General features: G+C 72.9%; 20 protein-coding genes. 8 read left to right on the top strand and 12 right to left on the bottom strand.

The genetic code is table 11. From position 1 onward, the window contains the following. The first annotated feature begins 134 nt into the window (after positions 1–134). Complete coding sequence (locus tag ACZ56U_RS29135) at positions 135–494, top strand: DUF1844 domain-containing protein (protein ID WP_469086931.1); 360 nt, start codon at positions 135–137, stop codon at positions 492–494. Positions 495–561: 67 nt separating this feature from the next. Here the strand turns inward: ACZ56U_RS29135 and ACZ56U_RS29140 are convergent, their stop codons facing one another. Continuing rightward, positions 562–1,290, bottom strand: coding sequence for an SseB family protein (locus ACZ56U_RS29140; protein ID WP_469086932.1), 729 nt, complete (start codon positions 1,288–1,290; stop codon positions 562–564). A gap of 150 nt (positions 1,291–1,440) precedes the next feature. On the opposite strand from ACZ56U_RS29140, the gene ACZ56U_RS29145 reads away from it, so the two are divergent. Continuing rightward, positions 1,441–2,436: a serine hydrolase gene (locus ACZ56U_RS29145; RefSeq protein ID WP_469086933.1), complete on the top strand. Its 996-nt coding sequence runs from the start codon at positions 1,441–1,443 to the stop codon at positions 2,434–2,436. 4 nt (positions 2,437–2,440) lie between these two features. On the opposite strand, the gene mycP is transcribed toward ACZ56U_RS29145, so the two are convergent. Both mycP and ACZ56U_RS29155 read right to left on the bottom strand, forming a co-directional pair. After that, positions 2,441–3,607 carry a type VII secretion-associated serine protease mycosin gene (gene mycP, locus ACZ56U_RS29150; RefSeq protein ID WP_469086990.1) on the bottom strand — a complete coding sequence of 389 codons (1,167 nt, stop codon included), beginning with the start codon at positions 3,605–3,607 and terminating at the stop codon, positions 2,441–2,443. A gap of 5 nt (positions 3,608–3,612) precedes the next feature. Beyond that, positions 3,613–4,965, bottom strand: coding sequence for a hypothetical protein (locus tag ACZ56U_RS29155; protein ID WP_469086934.1), 1,353 nt, complete (start codon positions 4,963–4,965; stop codon positions 3,613–3,615). A 644-nt stretch (positions 4,966–5,609) separates the two neighbouring features. Here ACZ56U_RS29155 and ACZ56U_RS29160 point away from each other — a divergent pair. After that, entirely contained in the window at positions 5,610–6,812 is a 1,203-nt protein-coding gene (locus ACZ56U_RS29160) for an amino acid deaminase/aldolase (RefSeq protein ID WP_469086935.1), read from the top strand. Between the two features lie 36 nt (positions 6,813–6,848). On the opposite strand, the gene ACZ56U_RS29165 is transcribed toward ACZ56U_RS29160, so the two are convergent. Genes ACZ56U_RS29165 through ACZ56U_RS29180 form a run of 4 tightly spaced genes read right to left on the bottom strand, consistent with a single transcriptional unit; the run spans position 6,849 to position 11,322 of the window. Beyond that, positions 6,849–7,763: a DUF2510 domain-containing protein gene (locus ACZ56U_RS29165; protein ID WP_469086991.1), complete on the bottom strand. Its 915-nt coding sequence runs from the start codon at positions 7,761–7,763 to the stop codon at positions 6,849–6,851. A gap of 27 nt (positions 7,764–7,790) precedes the next feature. Beyond that, on the bottom strand, positions 7,791–8,582 hold the full coding sequence (locus ACZ56U_RS29170) for a 3-oxoacyl-ACP reductase (protein WP_469086936.1): 792 nt from the start codon (positions 8,580–8,582) through the stop codon (positions 7,791–7,793). After that, on the bottom strand, positions 8,579–9,952 hold the full coding sequence (locus tag ACZ56U_RS29175) for an aldehyde dehydrogenase family protein (RefSeq protein ID WP_469086937.1): 1,374 nt from the start codon (positions 9,950–9,952) through the stop codon (positions 8,579–8,581). Before ACZ56U_RS29175 ends, ACZ56U_RS29170 begins: the two co-directional genes overlap by 4 nt. Before the next feature lie 11 nt (positions 9,953–9,963). Further along, a complete protein-coding gene (locus tag ACZ56U_RS29180; protein ID WP_469086938.1) occupies positions 9,964–11,322 on the bottom strand; it encodes a glutamine synthetase family protein in 1,359 nt (452 codons plus the stop codon). A 95-nt stretch (positions 11,323–11,417) separates the two neighbouring features. On the opposite strand from ACZ56U_RS29180, the gene ACZ56U_RS29185 reads away from it, so the two are divergent. Together ACZ56U_RS29185 and ACZ56U_RS29190 are read left to right on the top strand one after the other, a co-directional pair. Further along, positions 11,418–12,152, top strand: a complete 735-nt coding sequence (locus ACZ56U_RS29185) for a FadR/GntR family transcriptional regulator (protein WP_469086939.1) — start codon at positions 11,418–11,420, stop codon at positions 12,150–12,152. Between the two features lie 91 nt (positions 12,153–12,243). Then, a complete protein-coding gene (locus ACZ56U_RS29190) occupies positions 12,244–12,927 on the top strand; it encodes a gamma-glutamyl-gamma-aminobutyrate hydrolase family protein (RefSeq protein WP_469086940.1) in 684 nt (227 codons plus the stop codon). A 4-nt stretch (positions 12,928–12,931) separates the two neighbouring features. Here ACZ56U_RS29190 and ACZ56U_RS29195 read toward each other — a convergent pair whose 3' ends face one another. After that, the gene (locus ACZ56U_RS29195) at positions 12,932–13,861 is read right to left on the bottom strand and encodes a LysR family transcriptional regulator (protein WP_469086941.1); all 930 of its coding nucleotides are present in this window, start codon (positions 13,859–13,861) and stop codon (positions 12,932–12,934) included. A gap of 70 nt (positions 13,862–13,931) precedes the next feature. On the opposite strand from ACZ56U_RS29195, the gene ACZ56U_RS29200 reads away from it, so the two are divergent. Further along, the gene (locus ACZ56U_RS29200; protein ID WP_469086942.1) at positions 13,932–15,074 is read left to right on the top strand and encodes a TDT family transporter; all 1,143 of its coding nucleotides are present in this window, start codon (positions 13,932–13,934) and stop codon (positions 15,072–15,074) included. Here ACZ56U_RS29200 and ACZ56U_RS29205 read toward each other — a convergent pair. The 4 genes from ACZ56U_RS29205 to ACZ56U_RS29220 form a co-directional block, all read right to left on the bottom strand. After that, a complete protein-coding gene (locus ACZ56U_RS29205; protein WP_469086943.1) occupies positions 15,022–15,741 on the bottom strand; it encodes a helical backbone metal receptor in 720 nt (239 codons plus the stop codon). The two genes, ACZ56U_RS29200 and ACZ56U_RS29205, sit on opposite strands and share 53 nt — an antisense overlap. Further along, complete coding sequence (locus tag ACZ56U_RS29210) at positions 15,738–16,307, bottom strand: helix-turn-helix domain-containing protein (protein WP_469086944.1); 570 nt, start codon at positions 16,305–16,307, stop codon at positions 15,738–15,740. The genes ACZ56U_RS29205 and ACZ56U_RS29210 overlap by 4 nt, the downstream gene beginning before the upstream one ends. 383 nt (positions 16,308–16,690) lie before the next feature. Further along, the gene (locus ACZ56U_RS29215; protein WP_469086945.1) at positions 16,691–19,297 is read right to left on the bottom strand and encodes an ABC transporter permease/substrate binding protein; all 2,607 of its coding nucleotides are present in this window, start codon (positions 19,295–19,297) and stop codon (positions 16,691–16,693) included. Continuing rightward, positions 19,290–20,378 carry a quaternary amine ABC transporter ATP-binding protein gene (locus tag ACZ56U_RS29220; RefSeq protein ID WP_469086946.1) on the bottom strand — a complete coding sequence of 363 codons (1,089 nt, stop codon included), beginning with the start codon at positions 20,376–20,378 and terminating at the stop codon, positions 19,290–19,292. Before ACZ56U_RS29220 ends, ACZ56U_RS29215 begins: the two co-directional genes overlap by 8 nt. A 230-nt stretch (positions 20,379–20,608) precedes the next feature. Here ACZ56U_RS29220 and ACZ56U_RS29225 point away from each other — a divergent pair, with 230 nt between their 5' ends. Together ACZ56U_RS29225 and ACZ56U_RS29230 are read left to right on the top strand one after the other, a co-directional pair. Next, a complete protein-coding gene (locus ACZ56U_RS29225; protein WP_469086992.1) occupies positions 20,609–21,538 on the top strand; it encodes a 5'-3' exonuclease in 930 nt (309 codons plus the stop codon). Between the two features lie 234 nt (positions 21,539–21,772). After that, entirely contained in the window at positions 21,773–22,621 is an 849-nt protein-coding gene (locus tag ACZ56U_RS29230) for a siderophore-interacting protein (protein WP_469086947.1), read from the top strand. The last annotated feature ends 78 nt before the right edge of the window (positions 22,622–22,699 follow it).

Genomic DNA, 22,699 nt, shown 5'->3' on the forward strand with positions numbered 1-22,699 from the left:
AGGACGGTCAGGTGGGAGATCGGAGCCTCCACTTGTGGGCCGGGCACGCGAGTGTCCAGCCGGTCGTTACACAAGGTTAGCAGCAACCCGGGGGTGGTGCTAACCGGCCCGCACCGGGGCCTATCGTGTGGGACATGAGTGAGACCCCTCCTGAGTCCCCCGCCGACTTCGACGAGATGACCCGCGACATCGCCGAGGTCCCCGCCGTCGAGGTGATCGTGACGGTCGCCGTGAACCTGATGAGCGCCGCCGCGGTGAAGCTCGGCCTGACCGAAGAGGGTGACAAGTACAAGGACCTCGACGAGGCCCGCAAGCTGATCCACGCCCTCGCCGGCCTGCTGGACGGCAGCGCCACCGAGATCAGCTCCTTCCACGCGGCCCCGCTGCGCGACGGTCTGAAGTCCCTCCAGCTGGCCTTCCGCGAGGCGTCGATCGTCCCGGACGAGCCGGGCCAGGGCCCGGGCGAGAAGTACACCGGCCCCGTCTACGGCTAGTCGCTCACCGCGCCTGCGCCCCGAGGCCCGCGCCCGCCGCCCTCACCGGCCGCACGTACGCCGCACCTCACCGCACGAACAAGGGCTCGCCCGGAGGCGTCGCCCCGGCCGGCAGCAGTGCCAGGTCGAGGCCGCGCACCAGGCGGGCCCTCAGTGTCTCCTCGGCGGCCAGGCGCCGGGCGACCGCGTGGACGCTCACGTCCTCCGGCATCCCGGGATAGAGGACCAGGGCGAGGGTGCCGTCGCCCGTACCGGGTCCGAGGTAGGCCCGCTCCACCGCGCCCTCGGCGGCTACGGCGGCACGCACCGCCGCCAGGACCGCGGGGTCGGCCAGCGGGTCCGTGGTCGTGCGGCCCTCCGCGAGGGCGAGCAGCGCGGGACCGGTCAGCTCGAACGGCACCGGTCCGGCCAGGTCCAGCACGACGGTGTCCGCCTTCTCGTGCGCGGCGGCCTGCAACGCCTGGTGCAGGGGTACGGCCACGGGGCGGGCGGCGGGGTCCCACCGGGCGAGCGAGTCGGTGGAGGTGAAGGCGGGCAGGGCGGTGCGGGGGCCGGCCTTGAGGGTGGGGACGGCCATGTCGCTGGTCTTCTCGCGGCGCAGTCCGTTCTCGTCCTCCTCGACCTCGCCGAGCACCGCCACCACGGGGACGAGCAGCCGGGCGCCCTTGAGGGCCTCCAGGACCGGTCCCACGGCCGTGCGGTCCTCGGCCCAGGCGGCGAGCGCCGCGCTCAGCCGGGGGTCGGCGGAGCCGTCGTCGTCGGAGAAGCCGGGGTCGGGAATGTTCTTGTTCGCCACGGTCACCGACCCTATAGGGGTGTTGCTGCTGCGCTTGTGCGGCCCCGGAAACCTCCGCGTGACGCCCCTCACCGAAATCTCAGATATCCCTGACACACCTCTAACGTCCGGCTAACGGCCCGCACAGTCGGCCCCCCGAGCATCACGGGCATGGAGTCCTCCAGAGCCCGTCGCGGCCACCGCGCCCGCGCCCGCCGGCACACGCTGATGTCCACCGCCCTCGCCTCGGTGGCGATCGTCGGCGCCACCGCCGGCGGGACCGTGTACGTGCAGGCACGGGCGCACTCCGGCACCGCCTCCGTATCGTCGAGCGCGTCGCCGACCGTGGGGACGGCGGGTGGGGAGGCATCGGTGGAGCCCGTGGCGCAGGCATCGGCGGAGCCGGCGGCGGACCATGACGCGCTGCTGGCCGACGCCATGGCGGCGGTGACCGTACCGGACGCCGCCGGGCTGTCGGTGGCCGTGCTCGACCTGGACTCCGGGGAGAGCGCCACGTACGGGGACGGCGTCTTCGACACGGCCAGCATCGTCAAGGTCGACATCCTGGCGGCGCTGCTTCTCCAGGCGCAGGACGACGGCCGGCAGTTGACGGCGGCCGAGAAGTCGTACGCCACCGCGATGATCGAGAGCAGCGACAACGCCTCCGCGTCCGCGCTGTGGCGGCTCATCGGTGAGGCGGAAGGTCTCGACGCGGCGAACGAGCGGCTGGGGCTCACCGGCACCGAGGGCGGCGACGGGATGCTGTGGGGGCTCACCCGGACCACGGCCGCGGACCAGCTCACGCTGCTCCGGCAGGTGTTCGGGGACGGCTCGGAGCTGAGCGAGGCGTCCCGGACGTATCTCCGGACGCTGATGGGGCGGATCGCCGCGGACCAGCACTGGGGCGTCTCGGCCGCGGCGGACGGCTCGGCGTGGGCGCTGAAGAACGGCTGGCTGCCGCGGTCCACGACCGGGCTGTGGGACATCAACAGCATCGGACGCGTGACCGCCACGGACGGCACCGCCTGTCTCGTGGTGGTGCTCTCGAACGGCAACACGACGAAGGAGCGGGGGATCTCGCTCGTGGAGTCGGCGGCGCGGGCGGCGGTGTCGGTGTTCACGGACGGGAGCGCGGCGCCCCCGGCCTCCGCGGCCGTCTCCCGGTGACGCCCTAGAAGTCGTCGTAGCGCTCTCTGCGACCGCGCCACAGCGTCACCGCCGCGATCAGCAGCAGACCGCCCGCGCCGCCGGCCACCGGGGCCGCCCAGCCGGCCGAGTCGTCGTCCGCCTCGGCGGTGTCGGGGCCGGGGCCGAAGTACTTCTTGCCGTAGGACGCCGAGCGCAGGCCTTCCGGCTTCAGCCTGGCAGCCGCCTTGATCGCGGCGGCCGGGTCGATGAAGCCGTAGCCGCGGGAGTCGTCGCGGCCGCCGACCGGGGCGTTGCGGGCCGTGTCCTCCAGGAGCTGCTTGATCTGGGCCGGGGTCAGGCCCGGGTGGGCCGCCTTGACCAGGGCGACGGCTCCGGAGACGAAGGCGGCGGCGGCGCTGGTGCCCCAGCCCTCGTAGTACTTGTGGTCGGGGTCGGCGATCACGACCTTGTCGCCGGGGGCGCTGACCGTGGCGTACCAGCGGCGGGTGGAGAAGGAGGCGCGGGTGCCGTACTTGTCGACGGCGGTCGCGGCGATGACCCCGGGGTAGGCGGCCGGGTAGGAGATGTGGTCGCCCTTGTCGCCGCCGTTGCCCGCGGACGCCACGACGACGGAGCCCTTCTTCAGGGCGTACTGCACGGCCTCGTCCTCGGCGGGCTCGGGGTGGGCGGACTTGGAGTCGTCGCCCAGGGAGAGGTTGATGACGTCGGCGCCGTGGTCGGCGGCCCAGCGGATGCCTTCGGCGAGGGCGTTGCCGCGGGTGTTGCGGGCCTTGCCGCGGGCGGAGTCGCCGTCCTCCAGGATGACGCGCACGGGGAGGATCTTCGCCTCGGGGGCGATGCCCATGACCCCGTCGCCGTTGCCGACGCCATGTCCGTGACCGGCGATGATGCCGGCCATCGCGGTGCCGTGCCGGGCCCAGGCCCGGTCGCCGCGGCCGGCTCCGAAGCCGACCATGTCCTTGCCGTCGAGGACGTTGCCGACGAGGTCGGGGTGGTCGTCCTCGACCCCGGTGTCGAGGACCGCGACGGTGACGCCCTTGCCCTTGGTGGTCTGCCAGGCCTCCTGGGTGTGCATGGCGTCGAGGGCCCACTGCTGGGCGCGGATGCCGTCGGCGTGCGCCGCGGTGGGCGGCACGAGGGCCAGACAGGCGGCGAGGAGGCCGCTGAGGAGGCCGGTCCGGCGGGTCATGGGGTTCACGAAGGCTGCTCCGTGGCCGAGCTGACGGTCTTGCGCAGGCCGCGTTCGACCCGGTCGGCGAGGCCCTGGGCCTCGTGGCCGAGACCGGCCTGGGCGATGTCCGAGTCGGCGTCGGGCCGCATGACCTCCTCGGCGGGCTGCGGCTCGTCGACCTCGCGGCCATCCGCCCAACCGGAGACGGCGTACACGACGACGGGGGCGTCGGTGAGGACGGAGATCGCCCAGGAGGCCCGCTGCTTGGTGCCGAAGTCGGCGGCGACGGTGTCCTTGGCGGCGTACGGCCGGGGCATGAGGTCGGCCCGGCGGCCGAGGCCCTCCTTGTCGAACCGGGTGCCGAGCGCGGTCATGCCGGCGGCGTCCGCCTTGGTGAAGAGGAGGCCGACGGTGGTGACATGGCTCTGGGTGGCGTCGGTGTAGGTGGCGCGCAGCAGGCGCTGGCAGCCGACGGGGGCGAGGGCCTTGCGCAGCAGTGGGTCGAAGGCGTTCGCGCAGCCGCTGTCCGGGGCGACGGCGATCCGCGTCCAGGTCCGGTCGGCACCGCCGGGTCCGGCGCCCTGGCCCTCCAGGGTGGGCGGGAAGAGCCGGTCCACGGGGACGCTGTGCCACATCCCCGCGGCCGCGGCGAAGGTGTTGTCCGTGCCGGCCGCCGCGGAGTCCCCGACGAGCCAACTGCCGGTCACCGCACCGCCGATGAGTCCGAGTCCCAGCACGAGACAGGCGGCCACACCGGCCGCCCGCAGCCGCCGCCCAGCGAGCACTCGCGGCCGGGCCCGCTCGTCGTACCCCTCTGGCTCCCCGAACGACACGACGGGCCGCCCGCCTCCCTGCGGGTCGCGGGGTGCCGGCGGAGCGTTCCAGGAGAGGGCCGGGTCGGGCTGCCGCGAGGACGGCTCACCGACGGCAGGCGCGGTACGGCCGAAGGGGCCGGCGGGCGCGGAGGACGGCCGGGGCGGGGTGGGGCGACCCTGCGGGGTGGGACGGTCGGCGGGTACGGAGGCGGGGCGAGGTGGCGTGGGGCGACGGTCCGTGGTCCGGGGTGCGTCCGGCCGGGGCGCGTACGGGCGCGGGCGGAAGGCGGTCTCCGCACTCGTTCCCGGGGAGGGGCCGTCACGGCGGGGCGCGGGGGGCGCGGTGCGGTCCCGTCGCGCGTCCTCGGGGGCGCTCGGCGCCGCGTCCGGGAAGCGTGCGGAGACCCTCGGCGGGGTCAGGGGGCCGGGGTCGGCGGGCGCGGGGTCCGCGGGGGGCGGGACGCGCAGACGTGGGAATCCGGGCGGCAGGTTCCGGGAGGTGGCGTCACGCGCCGGGTCCGCGGGGCCACCGGGGCGGGGCGAGCCGGCGGGGTCACGCACCGGATCGACCGGACCGCCCCGTCGAGGCGCGCCGTCCCTCGCGTCACCGGCCGGGGCACCGCGTCGAGGCGAACCCCCCGTGTCACCGGCAGGTCCGGCCGGGGCGCCCCGTCGAGGGGAGCCCAGGGGGTCTCGTGTGGGCGGCACCCGGGGGCCGCGGGGCCGTCCGTCGTCGTCCGCGTCCGTGGCGTCGGGAGTGGGACCGGGCGTCGGTCGCGTGGCCGGCATCGGCGGCACCGGGGGGCGTCCCGGGGTCGAGGCCGGTGCGTGGTCCTCGGGGGCGGCCGGGGTACGGGCGGGGCCGGTCGGCTCGGTGCCCGTCGTCGGTGGTTCCGTGGGGCGGGGAGGCGTCGTGGGGCGCGGGGGGATGGAGGCGTGCCGCGCGTCCGTGCTCATGCGCCCCCCGTTTCCCTTGTCCCCGGGTCCGTCGTGGTGCCCGGCGCGAAGAGGCCCGCCCAGGGCACGCATACCCACACGGGTCGAACGGCATCCCGCTCACGGGCCCACGGGCCCTGCCGTCCTCACGTGCGTGCGCGTCACTCTACGGGTTGTCCGCGGCCGCACGGGAACCAGTCCACGAGCCCGGGGCTTTAGCCCGGAACGTCCCCCTACCCTGCGGTAATCCTGTCTGGCAGGCTGCGTTCATGACTGCGCGCGCCGCCGACCGGGCCCGGTACGACCGGGCCACCGCCCATCTCGACGCTCCCCTCGCCCTCGTGGATCTGGAGGCCTTCGACGCCAACGCGGACGATCTCGTCCGCCGGGCCGGCGGCAAGCCGATCCGCGTGGCGAGCAAGTCCGTGCGGTGCCGGGCGCTCCTCGAACGGGTGCTGGCCAGGGACGGTTTCGCGGGCCTGATGTCCTTCACCCTCGCCGAGTCCCTGTGGCTGGCCCGTTCCGGCTTCGACGACATCCTGCTCGCCTATCCGTCCGCCGACAGCGCCGGATACGCCGAGCTGACCTCCGACCCCAAGCTCGCCGCCGCCGTCGCCGTGATGGTCGACGACGTCGCCCAGCTCGACCTCATCGACCGCTCCCGGGACGGCGGCCGCGAAGTGGTGCGTGTCTGCCTGGAGTTGGACACCGCGCTGAAGCTCCTCGGCGGCAGGGTCCGGGTCGGTGCCCGGCGCTCCCCGCTGCACTCCCCCGCCCAGGTCGCCGACCTCGCCCGCGCGGTGGCCCGGCGGCCCGGGTTCAAGGTCGTCGGGATCATGGCGTACGAGGGTCATATCGCCGGGGTGGGCGACTCCGTCGCCGGGCATCCGTTCCGGTCGCGTGCCGTACGGCTGATGCAGGCCACCGCGCGCAAGGAACTCGCCGAGCGGCGTGCCGCGGTGGTGCGTGCGGTGCGGTCCGTGGTGCCGGACCTGGAGTTCGTCAACGGTGGCGGCACGGGCAGCGTGCAGACCACCGCCGCCGAGGACGCCGTCACCGAGATCGGGGCCGGGTCGGGGCTGTACGTGCCGCGGCTGTTCGACAACTACACGTCGTTCAGCGGGCGTCCGGCCGCGCTCTTCGCGCAGCCCGTCGTACGGCGGCCCGGGGTCGGTGTCGTCACCGTGCTCGGGGGCGGCTATCCGGCCTCCGGCGCGCCCGGGCGGGACCGGCTGCCCGTGCCGTACCTGCCCGAGGGGTTGAAGTACGACCCCCAGGAGGGGCCCGGCGAGGTGCAGACGCCGTTGCTGGGCTCTCCCGCCGACGACCTGCTCATCGGCGACAAGGTGTGGTTCCGGCACGCGAAGGCCGGTGAGCTGTGCGAGCGGTTCGAGGTGCTGCATCTGGTCGAGGGGGACACGGTGACGGCGACCGTGCCCACGTACCGCGGCGAGGGACGGACCTTCCTGTAGGTCGGTGCGTCGGGCCAGGTCAGGGCGTCGGCCAGGTCAGTCGGTCGGGCCGATGCTGCTGCCCACGCCCCCGCCGCCCGTGTCGCCGGTGGACCGGATGCCCTTGGTGATCCGGTCCATGTCGGCGAGCGGGGGTCCGTCCTCGCCGGCGTCGAAGACGTAGCGGACGATGACCGGGGTCTCGGTGCCGACGCTGGACTGGAAGGCGAGGGACTGGACGTAGCCGCCGGGCCCCTCGGCGGTCCTGACGCGCCAGCGGACGAGGTAGCCCGCGCGGCCCGCCACCGCGACCGGGCCGGACTTCACGAGCTCGTGGGACTCGATGCCGCCGAAGGGCCGCCTGCCGACGAGGTCGCGGTCGTAGGCGTCGTCGGCCGCGTCGGCGATGTCGGCCTTGGCCAGGGCCTCGGGGGAGGTCTCGGCGTTGTCGGTCACCGTGCGCGAGATGACGAGCCCGTGCCGGCACAGCCCGGGGTCGCCGGGGCAGTCGTAGGTGCCGTCGGTGGACATCAGGACGTCGTGGTCGGTGATGTACTGCGGCCGGACCCAGCCGTCGAGCAGGGGCACGGTGATGCCGTTGAGCTGGTCCTCCACCACGCTCGGGTCGCCGGCGGGGGGCTCGCTGGTGGGGTCCGTCGGTGCGGGCGGCTCGCTGGTCGGCGCGAAGGTGGGGGTGATCGACTCGGTCGGGAGCGTGCCGCCCGCCGTGCTGTCGTCGTCGCGCAGGAGCGTCGCGCCGGTCACGATCGCGGCGACCAGGACGAGCCCGGCCGTGGTGAGGGCGATGACCTTCGCGCGCCCCGGGGTGCGGGCGCCGGCCGGCGTCACTGGCACCGGCGGCGGGCCCTGGGGTACGGGCTCGCGCCGGTGTTCGGTCCATGCGGTTCCGTCCCACCAGCGTTCCAGGTGCGGATGCTCGGGGTCGCGGTACCAGCCGGGCGGCGGCGTCATGCTCATCCGGGCACTGTAGGCGCAGGCCTACAGGGGGGTGACGTACGCCCCGGAGATCCCGCCGTCGACCAGGAAGTCGCTGGCGTTCACGAACGAGGAGTCGTCGCTGGCCAGGAAGGCGACGGCGGCGGCGATCTCCTCGGCCTCGGCGAAGCGGCCGAGCGGGATGTGCACGAGCCGGCGGGCGGCACGCTCGGGGTCCTTGGCGAACAGCTCCTGGAGCAGGGGGGTGTTGACCGGCCCCGGGCACAGGGCGTTCACGCGGATGCCCTCGCGGGCGAACTGCACGCCCAGTTCCCGGGACATCGCGAGGACGCCGCCCTTGGACGCGGTGTACGAGATCTGCGAGGTGGCGGCGCCCATCCGGGCCACGAAGGACGCCGTGTTGATGATCGAGCCCTTGCCCTGGCGCCGCATGTAGGGGATGGCCGCCTTGCAGCACAGGTACACGGAGGTCAGGTTGACCTCCTGGACGCGCTTCCAGGCCTCCAGGCCCGTCTCCAGGATGGAGTCGTCGTCGGGCGGTGAGATACCCGCGTTGTTGAAGGCGATGTCGACGCTGCCGTAGGTGTCGTACGCCGTCCTGAACAGCGCCTCGACCTGCTCGGCGTCGGTGACGTCGACCTTCACGAAGATCCCGCCGACCTCCTCGGCCGCCTGCTTGCCGCGCGCCTCGTCGACATCGCCGCAGACGACGTGGGCGCCCTCGGAGGCGAGCCGGCGGGCGGTGGCGAGGCCGATGCCGCTGCCGGCTCCGGTGATGACGGCCGTACGGCCGACGAGGCGACGGCACACGGTCTGTTCGGGCGAAGAGGTCACTGGGCGGGGCCTTCCGTGCTGATGAAGACGTTCTTGGTCTCGGTGAAGGCGGTCAGGGCGTCCGGGCCCAGCTCACGGCCGAGGCCCGACTGCTTGTAGCCGCCGAAGGGGGTCCAGTAGCGGACGCTGGAGTGGGAGTTGACGGACAGGTTGCCCGCCTTGACGGCCCGGGAGACGCGCAGGGCGCGGCCGATGTCGCGGGTCCACAGGGAACCGGAGAGGCCGTAGGGGGTGTCGTTGGCGAGCCGGATCGCGTCCGCCTCGTCGGTGAAGGGGAGCAGGACGGCCACGGGGCCGAAGATCTCCTCGCGGGCGGCCTTCGAGTCGGGTGCCTCGCCGGTGAGGACGGTCGGCGCGAACCAGAAGCCGGGCCCGTCGGGCGCGCTGCCGCGCGGTCCGGGGGCGCTGTCCGGCACCAACGCCCGTACGCGGTCCAGCTGCTGTCGGGAGATCAGCGGGCCCATCTGCGTCTTCTCGTCGGCCGGGTCGCCGACCACGACGGCGTTCAGGGCCTCGGCGAGCAGGTCGCGGGCCTCGTCGTACACCGACTCCTGGACCAGGATCCGGGTGCGGGCGCAGCAGTCCTGGCCGGAGTTGTCGAGGAAGGAGAAGGGGTCGAGGGCGGCGGTGAGGTCGGCGTCGGCGAAGACGATGTTGGGGCTCTTGCCGCCGAGTTCGAGGGTGACCGGCTTGACCTGGCGGGCGCAGCGCTCCATGACCTCGCGGCCGGTGCGGGTGGACCCGGTGAAGACGATCTTCGCGACGCCGGGGTGCTCGACGAGGGCGGTGCCGGCGACCGGTCCGTGGCCGGGGAGCACCTGGAAGAGGCCTTCCGGCAGGCCTGCCTCCAGGGCGAGTTCGGCGAGCCGCAGGGCGGTCAGCGGGGTCGTCTCGGCGGGTTTGAGGAGCACCGCGTTGCCGGCGGCGAGGGCGGGGGCGGTGCCCCAGGCGGCGATGGGCATCGGGAAGTTCCAGGGCGCGATGACGCCGACGACGCCGAGTGGTTCGAGGAGGGTGACGTCGAGGCCGCCGGGCACCGGGATCTGCCGGCCGCTCAGCCGCTCCACTCCCCCGGCGGCGTACTCCAGCAGGTCACGGACGTTGCCGGCCTCCCAGCGGGCGTTGCCGAGGAGGTGGCCGGCCTCGCGGACCTCCAGCCGGGCCAGTTCCTCGACGTGCCCGTCGACGACGTCGGCGAACCGGCGCAGCAGCCGGGCCCGGTCGGCGGGGGCCGCCTGGGCCCACCCGTGCTGTGCCTTCGCGGCGCGGGCGACGGCCGCGTCCACGTCGGCCGCGGTGGCGGCGGGGACGGTGGCGACCACCTCCTCGGTGGCCGGGTTCAGAACGTGGAGCTCATGCTCGTACGACAACGAAGGACCTTTCACAGACGTTCGAAGGAGCGGCGCAGCTCCCAGTCGGTGACCGCCGCGTCGAAGGCCTCGAGTTCGACGCGTGCCATGTTGGCGTAGTGCGCGACGACCTCCTCGCCGAAGGCGGCCTGGGCGACGGGGCTGTTCTCCCAGAGTTCGGCGGCCTCGCGCAGGGTGGTGGGGACGTGCTCGTACTCGCCGGCGTAGGCGTTGCCGGCGCAGGCCTCGGGCAGCTCCAGCTGGTGCTCCACGCCGTACAGCCCGGCGGCCACCAGCCCGGCCACCGCGAGGTAGGGGTTGACGTCACCGCCGGGCAGCCGGTTCTCGAAGCGCAGGGAGCGGCCGTGGCCGACGACCCGCAGGGCGCAGGTGCGGTTGTCGTGGCCCCAGGCGACGGCGGTCGGGGCGAAGGAGCCGGGCTGGAACCGCTTGTAGGAGTTGATGTTGGGGGCGTAGAGGAGGGAGAAGTCGCGGAGGGCGGCGAGCTGCCCCGCGAGGAAGTGCCGCATCACGTCCGACATCCCGTCGGGGCCGGCCATCGCGTTGTCGCCGTCGGCGTCGGCGAGGGAGAGGTGGATGTGGCAGGAGTTGCCCTCGCGCTCGTTGTACTTGGCCATGAAGGTGAGGGAGACGCCCTCCTGGGCGGCGATCTCCTTGGCCCCGGTCTTGTAGAGGGCGTGCTGGTCGCAGGTGACCAGGGCCTCGTCGTACTTGAACACGATCTCGTGCTGGCCGGGGTTGCACTCCCCCTTGGCGGACTCGACGGTGAGACCGGCGGCCGTCATGTCGTTGCGGATCCGGCGCAGCAGCGGTTCGATGCGCCCGGTGCCGAGGACGGAGTAGTCGATGTTGTACTGGTTCGCCGGGGTGAGCCCCCGGTAGCCCGCGTCCCAGGCCTGCTCGTAGGTGTCCTTGAAGACGATGAACTCCAGCTCGGTGCCGACCTTGGCGGTGTAGCCGAGTTCGGCGAGGCGCTCCAGCTGGCGGCGCAGGATCTGGCGCGGGGCGGCGACCACGGGCGAGCCGTCGTTCCAGGCGAGGTCGGCCACCAGCATGGCCGTGCCCTCGTTCCAGGGGACGCGGCGCAGGGTGGTGAGGTCGGGGTGCATGGCGAAGTCGCCGTAGCCCCGGTCCCAGGACGACATCGCGTAGCCGTCGACGGTGTTCATCTCGGTGTCGACGGCGAGCAGGTAGTTGCAGCCCTCGGTGCCGTGCTGGAGGACCTCGTCGAGGAAGAAGCGGGCGGCGAACCGCTTGCCCTGGAGTCGCCCTTGCATGTCGGGGAAGGCCAGGACGACAGTGTCGATCTCACCGCCGGCGACGAGGGCGTGGAGTTCCTCGACGCTCAGTGGGGGTGTGCGGTCTGCCACGGAAGAGCTCCTTCGGCTGCTGCGCGTCTTTTCATCCCGGCCGGAAGCCATAAGGTATTGCGGAGAACCATTGCTTGGGAAGGGGGTGCGGCGGGATGTCGCGGGATCCGGACGACGGACCGGAGGACCGGTTGACGCCGGTGCTGCGGCCGGTGCGGGCGGGCAACGGCTTCGAGGAGGCGCTGGAGCAGATCCTCCAGGTGGTACGGCTGGGCCTGGTGCCGGGCGGCGAGCGGCTGCCCGCCGAGCGGGAGCTGGCGGAGCGGCTCGGGATCAGCCGGGTGACGCTGCGCGAGGTGCTGAAGGTGCTCCAGGACCAGGGGCTGGTGGAGTCCCGGCGCGGGCGGTACGGCGGGACGTTCGTGCTGCGCAGGACGGACGCGGGCGGCGAGAGCGAGCTGCGGCGGCGGATCACCGAGGTCGACATCGAGGACGTGCTGCGCTTCCGCGAGGTGCTGGAGGTCGGGGCGGCCGGCCTGTGCGCGGCGCACGGGCTCACGCGGGAGCAGGCCGAGCGGCTGCGTGAGGCGCTGAACCACACCCAGGACGCCCCGCTGACGGACTACCGGCGCCTGGACACACTCCTGCACCTGACGCTGGCCGAGCTGTGCGGCTCACCGACGCTGACGGCGCAGTACGCGGCGGTCCGGGCCACCGTGAACGACCTGCTGGACTGCATCCCGCTGCTGGTGCGCAACCTGGAGCACTCCCAGCGTCAGCACACCGCGCTGGTGGACGCGGTCCTGGACGGCGACGCGGACGGGGCGCGGGAGATGATGCGGGAGCACTGCGCGGGTACGGCGGCACTGCTCAGGGGGTTCCTGGCGTGACGGCGCCGACCGCCGGGCGGACGGGCCTTGCCTCCGTGGCCCTGTCTCGGCAAAGGTATGGAAACAATCCTTTGCGGGTCCGGGAGGGCGCATGGCGGGCAGGCCGCTGATCGGCATCAGCACCTATCTGGAGGCGGGGGCGCGCTGGGGCGTGTGGGAACTGGAGGCGGCCCTGCTTCCCGCCGGGTACCCGCGGCTCGTGCAGCGGGCGGGCGGGCTGGCCGCGATGCTGCCGCCGGACGCGCCCGAGCACGCCGCCGCGACCGTGGCGCGCCTGGACGGTCTGGTGATCGCGGGCGGTCCGGACGTCGACCCCGTCCGCTACGGCGCCGAGCGCTCGTCCCGCACCGGCCCGCCCGCGCACGCGCGGGACGCGTGGGAACTGGCCCTCATCGACGCCGCCCTCGCCGCCGGACTCCCCCTCCTCGGCATCTGCCGGGGCATGCAGTTGCTGAACGTCGCCGTCGGCGGCACCCTCGTCCAGCACATCGAAGGGCACGCGGAGGTGGTCGGCGTCTTCGGCCGGCACGCGGTGAAGCCGGTCCCGGGGACCCTGTACGCCGAGATCGTCCCGGAGGAGACCTCGGTGCCCACCTACCACCACCAGGCCGTGGACCGTCTGGGCAGGGGCCTGCTGGCCTCCGCGCACGCGCCGGACGGCACCGTGGAGGCCGTGGAACTCCCCTCCGCGGACTGGGTGCTGGGGGTGCAGTGGCATCCGGAGATGGGCGAGGACCTGCGCGTGGTACGGGCGCTGGTCGCGGCCGCTTCCTGAGGTCCTACCCCCGGGTCAGCGACAGCAGTTCCCGGGCCGGTCCCACCGGGCGGTGCCCCGTGGGCCACACCGCCCGCAGATCCCGCGCCAGCGACACCCCCTCCACCGGGACCCGGACCAGCCGCCGCATGGCGAGCTCCTCCCCCACCGCCAGTTCGCTCAGGACCGACGGCCCCGCCCCGCTCACCGCGGCCGCCTTGACCGCGGTCGTCGAGGACAGCTCGATCAGGGGGCGGGCCAGGCCCCCGAGGGCGGCGTCGAGCACCTGACGGGTCCCCGAGCCCTTCTCCCGCAGGATCAGCGGGGTCGCGGCCAGCTCGTCGGCGGCGAGGGGACGTCGGCGGCGGGCCCAGGGGTGGGCCGGGGCGGTGACGACGATCAGGCGGTCGTGGGCGATCACCACCGAGTCGAGGCCGGTCGGGACCGTGAGCCCCTCCACGAACCCCAGGTCCGCCTCGCCCGACAGCAGACGTTCGGCGACCGCCGTCGAGTTGCCGGCGAGCAGGGACACGGCCGTGTCGGGGCGCTGGGCGCGCAGGGCCAGCAGCCAGCCCGGCAGCAGGTACTCCGCGATCGTCATGCTCGCCGCCACCCGCAGCCGCGAGTCACGGCGGTCCCGCAGCGCCTGCGCCCCCGCGTCGAACGCCTCCGCCGCCTCCACGATCCGGCGCGCCCAGTCGGTCACCAGCGCGCCCGCGTCCGTGAGCCGGGACCCCCGGGGTGAGCGGTCCACCAGGGCGACGCCCAGCTGGCGTTCCATGGAGCGGACCCGGCTGCTGGCCGCCGGCTGGGTGATGCCCGTCTCCCGGGCCGCCGCGCCCAGGCTGCCGAGCCGGGCCACCGCCAGGAGGAGTTCCAGCGCTCCCAGGTCCGGCACCCGGTGGGCCAACGAGCCGCCTACCGGCGGAAGTGAGTCGTCCTGCGCACTGCTCATAAACCCAGCTTATGCCCTCATAGAGGCATCGTCCCTGGTGGCGGTCGTACCGGCGCGAGAGGGTCTGAGCATGGTCACCGCAGCCCAGCCCGTTCTCCCCCGTGCCACCGCACGCCCCCCGCGCGCCGAAGCCGTCCGTCACCTCGGACCCAACTGGTACGCCACCGTCATGGGCACCGCCGTCGTCGCCACCGCCGGAGCCGGACTGCCCCTCTCCGTCCCCGGCCTGCGTACCGCCCTCCTCCCCGGGGTGTGGGCGTTCTCCCTCGTTCTGCTCCTGATCCTGCTCGGCGCCCGCGCCCTGCACTGGGCACACCATCGCGACCAGGCCCGCGCCCACCTCCTCGAACCCGCCATGGCGCCCTTCTACGGCTGTCTCTCCATGGCCCTGCTCGCCGTCGGCGGCGGCGCCCTCACCGTCGGCTCCGACTGGATCGGCACCCGGGCCGCGCTCGCTCTCGACACCGTGCTCTTCACCCTCGGCACGGCCGTCGGGCTCGCGGCCGCCGTCGCCGTCCCGTACCTCATGGCCGTACGCCATCGCCTCGAACCCGCGCAGGCCACTCCCGTGTGGCTGTTGCCGCTCGTCGCGCCCATGGTGTCCGCCGCGCTCGGGCCGCTGCTGGTGCCGCATCTGCCGGCCGGGCAGGTGCGGGAGACCCTGCTGCTGGCCTGTGTGGCGATGTTCGGGGCCAGTCTGCTCGCGACCCTGCTCATGCTGCCGCTGGTCTTCGCCCGGCTGATCACCGGCGGGCCGCTGCCGCTCGCCCTGACCCCGACCCTGTTCCTGGTGCTGGGCCCGCTCGGGCAGTCCACCACCGCCGTGAACACGTTCGCGGACGTGGCGCCCGGTGTCGTCCCCGCGCCCTACGCCGGGGGCTTCGCCGTCCTGGCCGTGCTGTACGGGGTGCCCGTCATGGGGTTCGCGCTGCTGTGGTGCGCGCTCGCCACCGCGCTTGTGCTGCGGGCCCGGCGGGCGGGCATGCGGTTCTCGATGACCTGGTGGGCGTTCACCTTCCCGGTCGGCACCTGTGTCACCGGGGCCGAGGGGCTGGCCCGGCACACGGGACTGGTCGCCTTCGACGCGCTCACCGTGGCGCTGTACCTCGTTCTGGTCGCCGCCTGGGGCGTCGCCGCCCTGCACACCGCGCGCGGGCTGCTCAGCGGTGAGCTGCTCGCAGGGCCTCGGTCAGCAGTCGGGGCGCCTCGATGAGGGAGGGGCCGTACCAGGTGAGGTGCCTGCCGCTGACCAGGGCGCAGGGCAGGCCGGAAAAGGCCTCCGGCCCGTCGTCGGCGGTGAAGCGGTAGGGCTCGTCGGGAAGGACCACCACCTCGGGTGCCGCCGCGCGCAGCTCCGCAAGCGGGACGCGCGGGTAGCGCTCGGCGTGGGACGCGTACCGGTGGTCCACGCCGAGACGGGCGAGGACGTCCCCCGCGAAGGTGTCCCGGCCCAGCACCATCCACGGACGGCGCCAGACGGGCACGACCGCGGTGGTGCGCCGCGAGGGTTCCGGCAGCGCCGACCACGTCGACTCCGCCTCGTCCAGCCAGCGCGGCCGCCCCCGCGCACCGCAGGCCCCCAGCACCCGGGCCAGTTCGGAGAAGGCCTGTGGGACCTCCCGCACCTCGGTCACCAGGACCTCGACGCCCGCCTCGCGCAGGGCGGCGAGGTCGGGTCGCCGGTTCTCCTCCTCGTTGGCGATCACCAGATCGGGGGCGAGGGCGAGGACGCGGTCGATCGTCGGGTTCTTGGTGCCGCCGACGCGCGTGACATCGAGGTCCGCCGGGTGCGTGCACCAGTCCGTGGCGCCGACCAGCGCGCCGGGGAGGGTACGGGCCACCGCCTCCGTGAGGGACGGGACCAGGGAGACGACCCTCACGCGCGCGGCCGGTCCCGGACCACCTCGATGTGCTCGGCCACCGCCACGACGACGACCCGGGTCTCGGGCACCGTGGCCCGCCACCGGTGCCGCACCCCGCCGGTGAGGTAGAGCGTGTCGCCGCGGCCGAGCCGGTACGCCCGGCCCTCCGCCTCGATCTCCACCGCGCCGTCGGCGACGTACATCAACTGGTCGTTGCGGAACTGGAATTCACGGCCGGCGTCATGGTCGCCGGTGAACTCCTGGGCGTGCATCTGGTGGTGGCCGCGCACCAGGGAACGCGCCCGGGGCAGGCACTGCGGCCCGGTGTCCTCGGCACGGACGACGTCGACGCTGCACGCCGGGTCGGCGGCGGCGAGGAGTTCCACGGCCGTGGTGCGCAGGGCGTCGGCGACCTTCTCCAGGGAGTTCTGGCTGGGGCGCGCCCGTTCGTTCTCGATCTGGCTCAGGAAGGGCACCGACAGGCCGCTGCGTTCGGCCACGACGGCGAGGGTGAGCTCCAGCGCGCGGCGTCGCCGCCTGACGGCCGCGCCCACCCGCAGGGGCTGTTCTTTGTGGTCGCCCATCGCTCCGGCTCCCTCCTTCGCTCGTCGGTTCCCGTGCGCGTTCTCTGCTGAGTTGTCTGCACCCTACGCATGTTCGGCAAACCGTTTCACGCACCCGTCACATTGCCGTAGCCGCCGCGGGGGTCGTCTCGCCAACTCCGGCCAGTAGATCAGCTCTCCGCGCCAGGCGTGGGGGGTTTGCGCCGTGAGGACGAACCAGTTGACCGCGACCGCGGGATGAGGCTATGGGGGCGGCGTGGCTCTCTGTGGTTGTCCGGATCCTTTCCGTGGGCCGACCGCGTACGGGTGGCCGGCCCCCGGGTACGACCCGAGGGGCGGGCCTCGCCACACGCCGTCAGGTCACGTGCGGGGCCCGCCCCTCGGGCGGCTGCGGTGGGCGGCGGCTACTGCGGGGTCATCCGCTCCACCATGTCGGGGTGCTCCTTCAACCAGGCGGCGACGGCCTCGTCCTCGTGGCCCCGCCCGCGCCGGTTGATCTCGGCCTCCAGGGTGCCGAGTTCGTCCTCGCTCATCCTGAAGTCCTTGATCCACTCAGTGAGCCGGGGGTACTGCTCGGGGAACTTCTCGTGGGCGATGGTCCGGATCGTGTTGCCCTCGCCGAAGAGCTTCTTGCCGTCCTTCAGCTTGGTGAGGTCGTACTGGCTGTACGCCCAGTGCGGCGACCACAGGACGACGGCCACGGGCTGCTTCTTCGCGTACGCCCGCTTCAGCTCGGCGAGCATCGCGGGCGTGGAGCCGTCGACGACCTCGTACTCCTTGTCCAGGCCGTAGCCCGGCAGGACCTTCTTCTTGAGGAGGTTCATCTCGCCGGTGCCCGGTTCGATGCCGATGATCTTCCCGTCGAAGAGGTCGGCCTTGCCCTTGAGGTCCTCGTAGGACTTCACGCCCTTGACGTAGGAGGGGACGGCGATCTCCAGGGAGGTCGGTTCGTACCAGGTGCCGAGGTCGGCGAGTCTGTCCTTGTTCTGATCCCAGAAGTTGGCCTGGGCGTGCGGCAGCCAGGCGTCGAAGTTGAGGTCGAGGTCCCCCGAGGCGAGGCCGGTGTAGACCGGTCCGACGTCCATCTGCTTCAGGTTCAGCCGGTAGCCGCGCCGCTCCAGGACGTTCTTCCACAGGTGGGTGACGGCGATGTCCTCGTCCCAGGGGAACCAGGCCACGTCGACCGGGTTCTTCGCCTCGGCGGGGACGGCGGTGTCCTGGACCGGGGCCAGCTTGTCGACCACACCCGGGTTGGCCTTCAGCCAGGCGCCGACCGCATCCTGCTGCTTGCCCTTGCCGGCCTTGTTGATCTCGGCCTCGAGGCTGGTGAGCTGCTGGTCGCTCAGCCTGAAGTCCTTCAGCCACTTAGCCACGACCGGGTTGTCGTCTGCGAAGCCCTTGCGGGACACCGTGTGCACACCGTCGCCCTTGCCCCAGGCACCCTTGGGGTCCTTGAGCTTCTTCAGGTCGTAGTCGCTGTAGGCCCAGTGCGGCGACCAGAGGGTGACGACGATCGGTTCCTTCTTGCCGTACGCCCGCTTGAGCTCGGCCAGCATCGCCGGCGTGGAGCTGTCGACGACCTTGTACTCCTTGTCCAGGCCGTACTCCTTGAGCACCTTGCTCTTCAGCGCGCCCATCATGCCCGCGCTGGACTCGATGCCGGTGATCTTCCCGCCGAAGTCGGCCGCCCTGCCCTTGAGGTCCGCCAGCGAGTCGACGTCCTTCATGTACGACGGGACGCTCAGCTCCAGCGAGGTCGGGCCGTACCAGGAGCCCAGGTCGTCAAGCCGGTCGCCGTACTTCTTCCAGTACTCGGCGTGGGTGGTGGGCAGCCAGGCGTCGGTCTGGAAGTCGACGTTGCCGGAGGCGAGGGAGGTGTAGAGGGGGCCGGCGTCGAGCTGCCTGGCCTCGACCTCGAAACCGCGCTCCTCGAGGACCTCCTTCCAGAGGAAGGTGGAGGCGACGCCCTCGTCCCAGGGGATGTAGCCGATGGTGACCTTCTTGCCCTCACCGACGTCCTTGCCGGCCGTGGCGGCGCTCTCGCTCTTGCCGCCGAACATCCCCATGCCGCCCGCGACGAGGGCGAGGATCACCACACCGATGACGGCGACCTGCGGACGGGGGCGGTACGACCAGATCCTCAGGCCCCGCGCGGCGCGGGCCTTGGCGGCGGCGCGCCGGCCCAGCGGGGAGACCTGGGCGCCCAGGGCGCTCGTCATCCGGTCGAGGTAGATCGCGAGGATCACGATGGCGACGCCCGCCTCGGAGCCGAGGCCGACGTCGAGCTGCCCGATGGCCTCGTTGACCCGGCCGCCGAGGCCGCCGGTGCCGACCATGCCGGCGATCGCGGCCATGGACAGACCGAGCATGATCACCTGGTTGACGCCCGCCATGACGGTGGGCAGGGCCAGCGGCAGCTGGACGCGGAGCAGGGTGTCGCGGGGGGTGGTACCGAACGCCTCGGCGGCCTCGACCAGTTCCTTGTCGACCTGGCGGATGCCCAGCTCGGTCATGCGCACGCCGGGGGCGAGCGCGAAGATCAGGGTGGCGACCATGCCCGCGGGGGCCCCGGTGCCGAAGAAGAGGATCGCCGGGATGAGGTAGATCATCGCGGGCAGCGTCTGCATGAAGTCCAGGACCGGCCGGACCAGTGCGCTGACCCGGTCGGAGCGGGCCGCCCAGATGCCGAGCGGCGCGGCAATCACCAGGGCGATGAGCGTGGCGACGAGGACCAGGGAGAGGGTCACCATCGCGTCGTCCCACAGTTCGAGGGAGTCGATGAAGGCGAAGCCCGCGAAGGTGAGGAGTCCGGCCGTGGTGCCACGCAGCCAGAAGGCGACGACGGCGAAGATGCCCGCGAGGAGCAGGGGTTCGGGTGCCTGGAGGACGGCGTCGATGCCGTCGTAGGCGCCGGTGAAGACGGTCTTGAGGAAGTCGAAGAGCCAGGACATGTGGCCGAGCAGCCAGTCGACCGCCTCGTTGACCCAGTCGCCGAGCGGGATCCTAGGCATGGGCCACCGCCTTGTCGCCACCCTTGTCCCGGGGCGCGTCGCAGACCACCGGGTCGGACTGCTCGTCGCCGAGGAACGCGACGAGGCGTTGTCCCGGGACGCGTCCGACGAGCTTGCCGCTCTTGTCGACGACGGCGACGGGGTGCGTCAGCCGGGCGCTGATCGCGCACAGTTCGGTGAACGGGGTGTCCGGGGTCGCGGTCTCGCAGCGGCAGCCGATCTCGTCGCCGAGGACGTCGGTGTCCATGACGGCACCCGCGGTCAGGACCCGGGAGCGGTCGACGTCCTGGGTGAAGGAGGCCACGTAGTCGTCGGCGGGCCGCACGAGGATGTCCTCCGCGGTGCCGATCTGGACGATGCGGCCGTCGCGCATGACGGCGATGCGGTCACCCAGGCGCATGGCCTCGTTGAGGTCGTGGGTGATGAAGACGATGGTCTTCTTCAGGCTGTTCTGGAGCTCCAGGAGCTGGTCCTGCATGTCGCGGCGGATCAGCGGGTCCAGGGCGCTGAAGGACTCGTCCATCAGCAGCAGGTCGGCGTCGGTGGCGAGGGCGCGGGCCAGGCCCACACGCTGCTGCATACCGCCGGACAGCTCGTCGGGCCAGGACTTCTCCCAGCCCTTCAGGCCGCACAGCTCCAGGGCCTCGGTGGCCCGCGCGAGGCGCTCGGCCTTGGGGACGCCCTGGACGGCGAGGCCGTAGGCGGCGTTCTCCAGGACGCTGCGGTGCGGGAAGAGCGCGAAGTGCTGGAAGACCATGCTGATCTTCCTCGCCCGAACCTCGCGCAGCGCGCGGTCGCCGAGGGCGGTCAGGTCCTGGCCGCCGAAGCGGACGTGTCCGGCGGTCGGCTCCAGGAGCCCGTTGAGCATCCGCAGCAGTGTGGACTTGCCGGAGCCGGACAGGCCCATGACGACGAAGATCTGGCCGGGTTCCACGGTGAAGGAGGCGTCGACCACCGCGGCGGTGGTGCCGTCGGCGCGCAGCTCCTCCCGGTCGGCTCCGCCGCGCAGTCTCTCGACTGCCTCACTCGGTCGTCTGCCGAACACCTTGTAGAGATGTTCGGCCTCAAGCCTGGCTGACACACGTACCTCTTGTCTCGGGGGCGGGGACGGGAGACGAGAGGCCATAAATGGTTGAAGATGCAACCGGCGTCGCTCCGACCAGCCGCGCCTGCCCATGCCCCTCGACCCCAAACACACCCGTGGTCCGGTTCACAGGGCCCGCACGGGGCCGCCGCAGGATCACCACCTGCGGCGGCAGCGGCAGCGGCAGCGGCAGCGGCAGCGGGTGTCTGTCGGTGCCGTGCGGCATGATGCGAGGCGTGACCGGACGACTGATGCTCCTCGACACCGCCTCCCTCTACTTCCGCGCCTACTTCGGCGTCCCGGAGTCCGTGAAGGCCCCGGACGGCACGCCGGTGAACGCCGTGCGCGGGCTGCTGGAATTCATCGACCGCCTGGTCAAGGACCACCACCCCGACGAGCTGGTGGCCTGCATGGACGCCGACTGGCGCCCCCAGTGGCGGGTCGACCTCATCCCCTCCTACAAGGCGCACCGCGTCGCCGAGGAGCACGAGGCGGGACCGGACGAGGAGGAGGTGCCGGACACGCTCTCCCCGCAGGTCCCGGTCATCGAGGAGATCCTCGACGCGCTCGGCATCGCGCGCGTGGGCGTCGCGGGGTACGAGGCGGACGACGTGATCGGCACGTTCACGGCGCGGGCGAAGGGGCCGGTGGACATCGTCACCGGCGACCGCGACCTGTACCAGCTGGTGGACGACGGGCGCGGGGTGCGGGTGCTGTACCCGCTCAAGGGCGTGGGCACGCTCCAGCTCACCGACGAGGCGTGGCTGCGCGAGAAGTACGGGGTGGACGGGCGTGGGTACGCGGATCTGGCGCTGCTGCGCGGGGACCCGAGCGACGGTCTGCCGGGAGTGCCCGGCATCGGGGAGAAGACGGCGGCCAAGCTGCTGGCGGAGTTCGGCGACCTGGCCGGGATCATGGCGGCCGTCGACGACCCGAAGGCCAAGCTCACCCCCTCGCAGCGCAAGCGCCTGGACGAGTCGCGGCCCTACGTCGCGGTGGCGCCCACGGTCGTGAAGGTCGCGGACGACGTGCCGCTGCCGCAGGTCGACACCGCACTGCCGCGCGGCCCGCGCGATCCGGCGGCGGTGGAGAGGCTGGCGGCGCGCTGGGGGCTGGGTGGCTCGCTCCAGCGGCTGCTGACGACCCTGGCGCGGTGAGGGGTGAGGGAGGGTGAGCGGGTGCGCCGTGAACCGGGGACCGGGAAGCCGGGGCCGGTAGCCGGCAAGCCCGGAACGGCACCGTAAATCAGCTTCTCCGCTGAGTGAATGAGCTTCTTTTCCGAGGGAACTCCCACCCCCCGCCTTGGCTTAATCTTGCCCTCGCACAAGGGGTGTCACATAGGGGGAGATGCTAGCTTAGGTAAGCCTAAGCGAAGACGCAGGGAGGCCGCCATGGCAGAACGACCCGGACGCAAGCCGCGGAAGCCGCATTCCGCTCAGGTCGTCCGCACCGAGCGGCTGACTCCGCACATGCAGCGCGTGGTCCTCGGCGGGGACGGTCTCGCCGACTTCGCCCCGGACACCTGCTCCGACCACTATGTGAAGCTGCTCTTCCCGGCGGGGGGCGCGACCTACCCGGAGCCCTTCGACCTGGAGCGCATCCGCGAGGAGTTCCCGCGGGAGCAGTGGCCGGTGACCCGGACGTACACCGTCCGCCACTGGGACGCCGAACACCGCGAGCTGACCCTGGACTTCGTGATCCACGGCGACGAGGGCCTCGCCGGCCCGTGGGCGACCCGGGTCCAGCCGGGAGAGACCGTCCACTTCATGGGCCCCGGCGGCGCCTACACCCCCGACCCGGCCGCCGACTGGCATCTCCTCGTCGGCGACGAGAGCGCGCTGCCCGCGATCGCCCGCTCCCTGGAGGTGCTCCCCGACGGCGCCACGGCGCACGCCTTCATCGAGGTCTCCGGGCCCGAGGAGGAGCAGAAGATCGACTCCGACGTCGAGGTCGTCTGGGTGCACCGCGGTGACCGCCGGGTCGGCGAGGCGCTGACCGAGGCCGTACGGGCACTGGCGTTCCCGGCCGGCCGGGTGCACGCGTTCGTGCACGGCGAGGCGCACTTCGTGAAGCAGCTGCGGCACCTGATGCGCGTCGAGCGCGCGATCCCGCGCGAGGACCTGTCGATCTCCGGGTACTGGCGGCTCGGCCACAACGAGGACGGCTGGCAGGCCACCAAGAGGGAGTGGAACGCACGGATCGAGGCGGAGCAGGAGGGCACCGAGACGCCCTCCGCGTAAAGCCCTCCCGGGCCACGCCGATGGCGTGGCGCACCCGGCGTGAGGACTTGGGCCCGCCTTGTACATGGTCGCGTCATG

The organism is Streptomyces sp. NPDC034103 (assembly GCF_055575395.1).

Excerpts from the sequence above, each read along its gene's own strand:
- ACZ56U_RS29135 (WP_469086931.1), top strand. The coding sequence starts at position 135 with ATGAGTGAGACCCCTCCTGAGTCCCCCGCCGACTTCGACGAGATGACC.
- ACZ56U_RS29145 (WP_469086933.1), top strand. The coding sequence starts at position 1,441 with ATGGAGTCCTCCAGAGCCCGTCGCGGCCACCGCGCCCGCGCCCGCCGG.
- mycP (WP_469086990.1), bottom strand. The coding sequence starts at position 3,607 with ATGACCCGCCGGACCGGCCTCCTCAGCGGCCTCCTCGCCGCCTGTCTG.
- ACZ56U_RS29160 (WP_469086935.1), top strand. The coding sequence starts at position 5,610 with ATGACTGCGCGCGCCGCCGACCGGGCCCGGTACGACCGGGCCACCGCC.
- ACZ56U_RS29165 (WP_469086991.1), bottom strand. The coding sequence starts at position 7,763 with ATGACGCCGCCGCCCGGCTGGTACCGCGACCCCGAGCATCCGCACCTG.
- ACZ56U_RS29185 (WP_469086939.1), top strand. The coding sequence starts at position 11,418 with ATGTCGCGGGATCCGGACGACGGACCGGAGGACCGGTTGACGCCGGTG.
- ACZ56U_RS29190 (WP_469086940.1), top strand. The coding sequence starts at position 12,244 with ATGGCGGGCAGGCCGCTGATCGGCATCAGCACCTATCTGGAGGCGGGG.
- ACZ56U_RS29195 (WP_469086941.1), bottom strand. The coding sequence starts at position 13,861 with ATGAGCAGTGCGCAGGACGACTCACTTCCGCCGGTAGGCGGCTCGTTG.
- ACZ56U_RS29200 (WP_469086942.1), top strand. The coding sequence starts at position 13,932 with ATGGTCACCGCAGCCCAGCCCGTTCTCCCCCGTGCCACCGCACGCCCC.
- ACZ56U_RS29210 (WP_469086944.1), bottom strand. The coding sequence starts at position 16,307 with ATGGGCGACCACAAAGAACAGCCCCTGCGGGTGGGCGCGGCCGTCAGG.
- ACZ56U_RS29215 (WP_469086945.1), bottom strand. The coding sequence starts at position 19,297 with ATGCCTAGGATCCCGCTCGGCGACTGGGTCAACGAGGCGGTCGACTGG.
- ACZ56U_RS29225 (WP_469086992.1), top strand. The coding sequence starts at position 20,609 with ATGCGAGGCGTGACCGGACGACTGATGCTCCTCGACACCGCCTCCCTC.
- ACZ56U_RS29230 (WP_469086947.1), top strand. The coding sequence starts at position 21,773 with ATGGCAGAACGACCCGGACGCAAGCCGCGGAAGCCGCATTCCGCTCAG.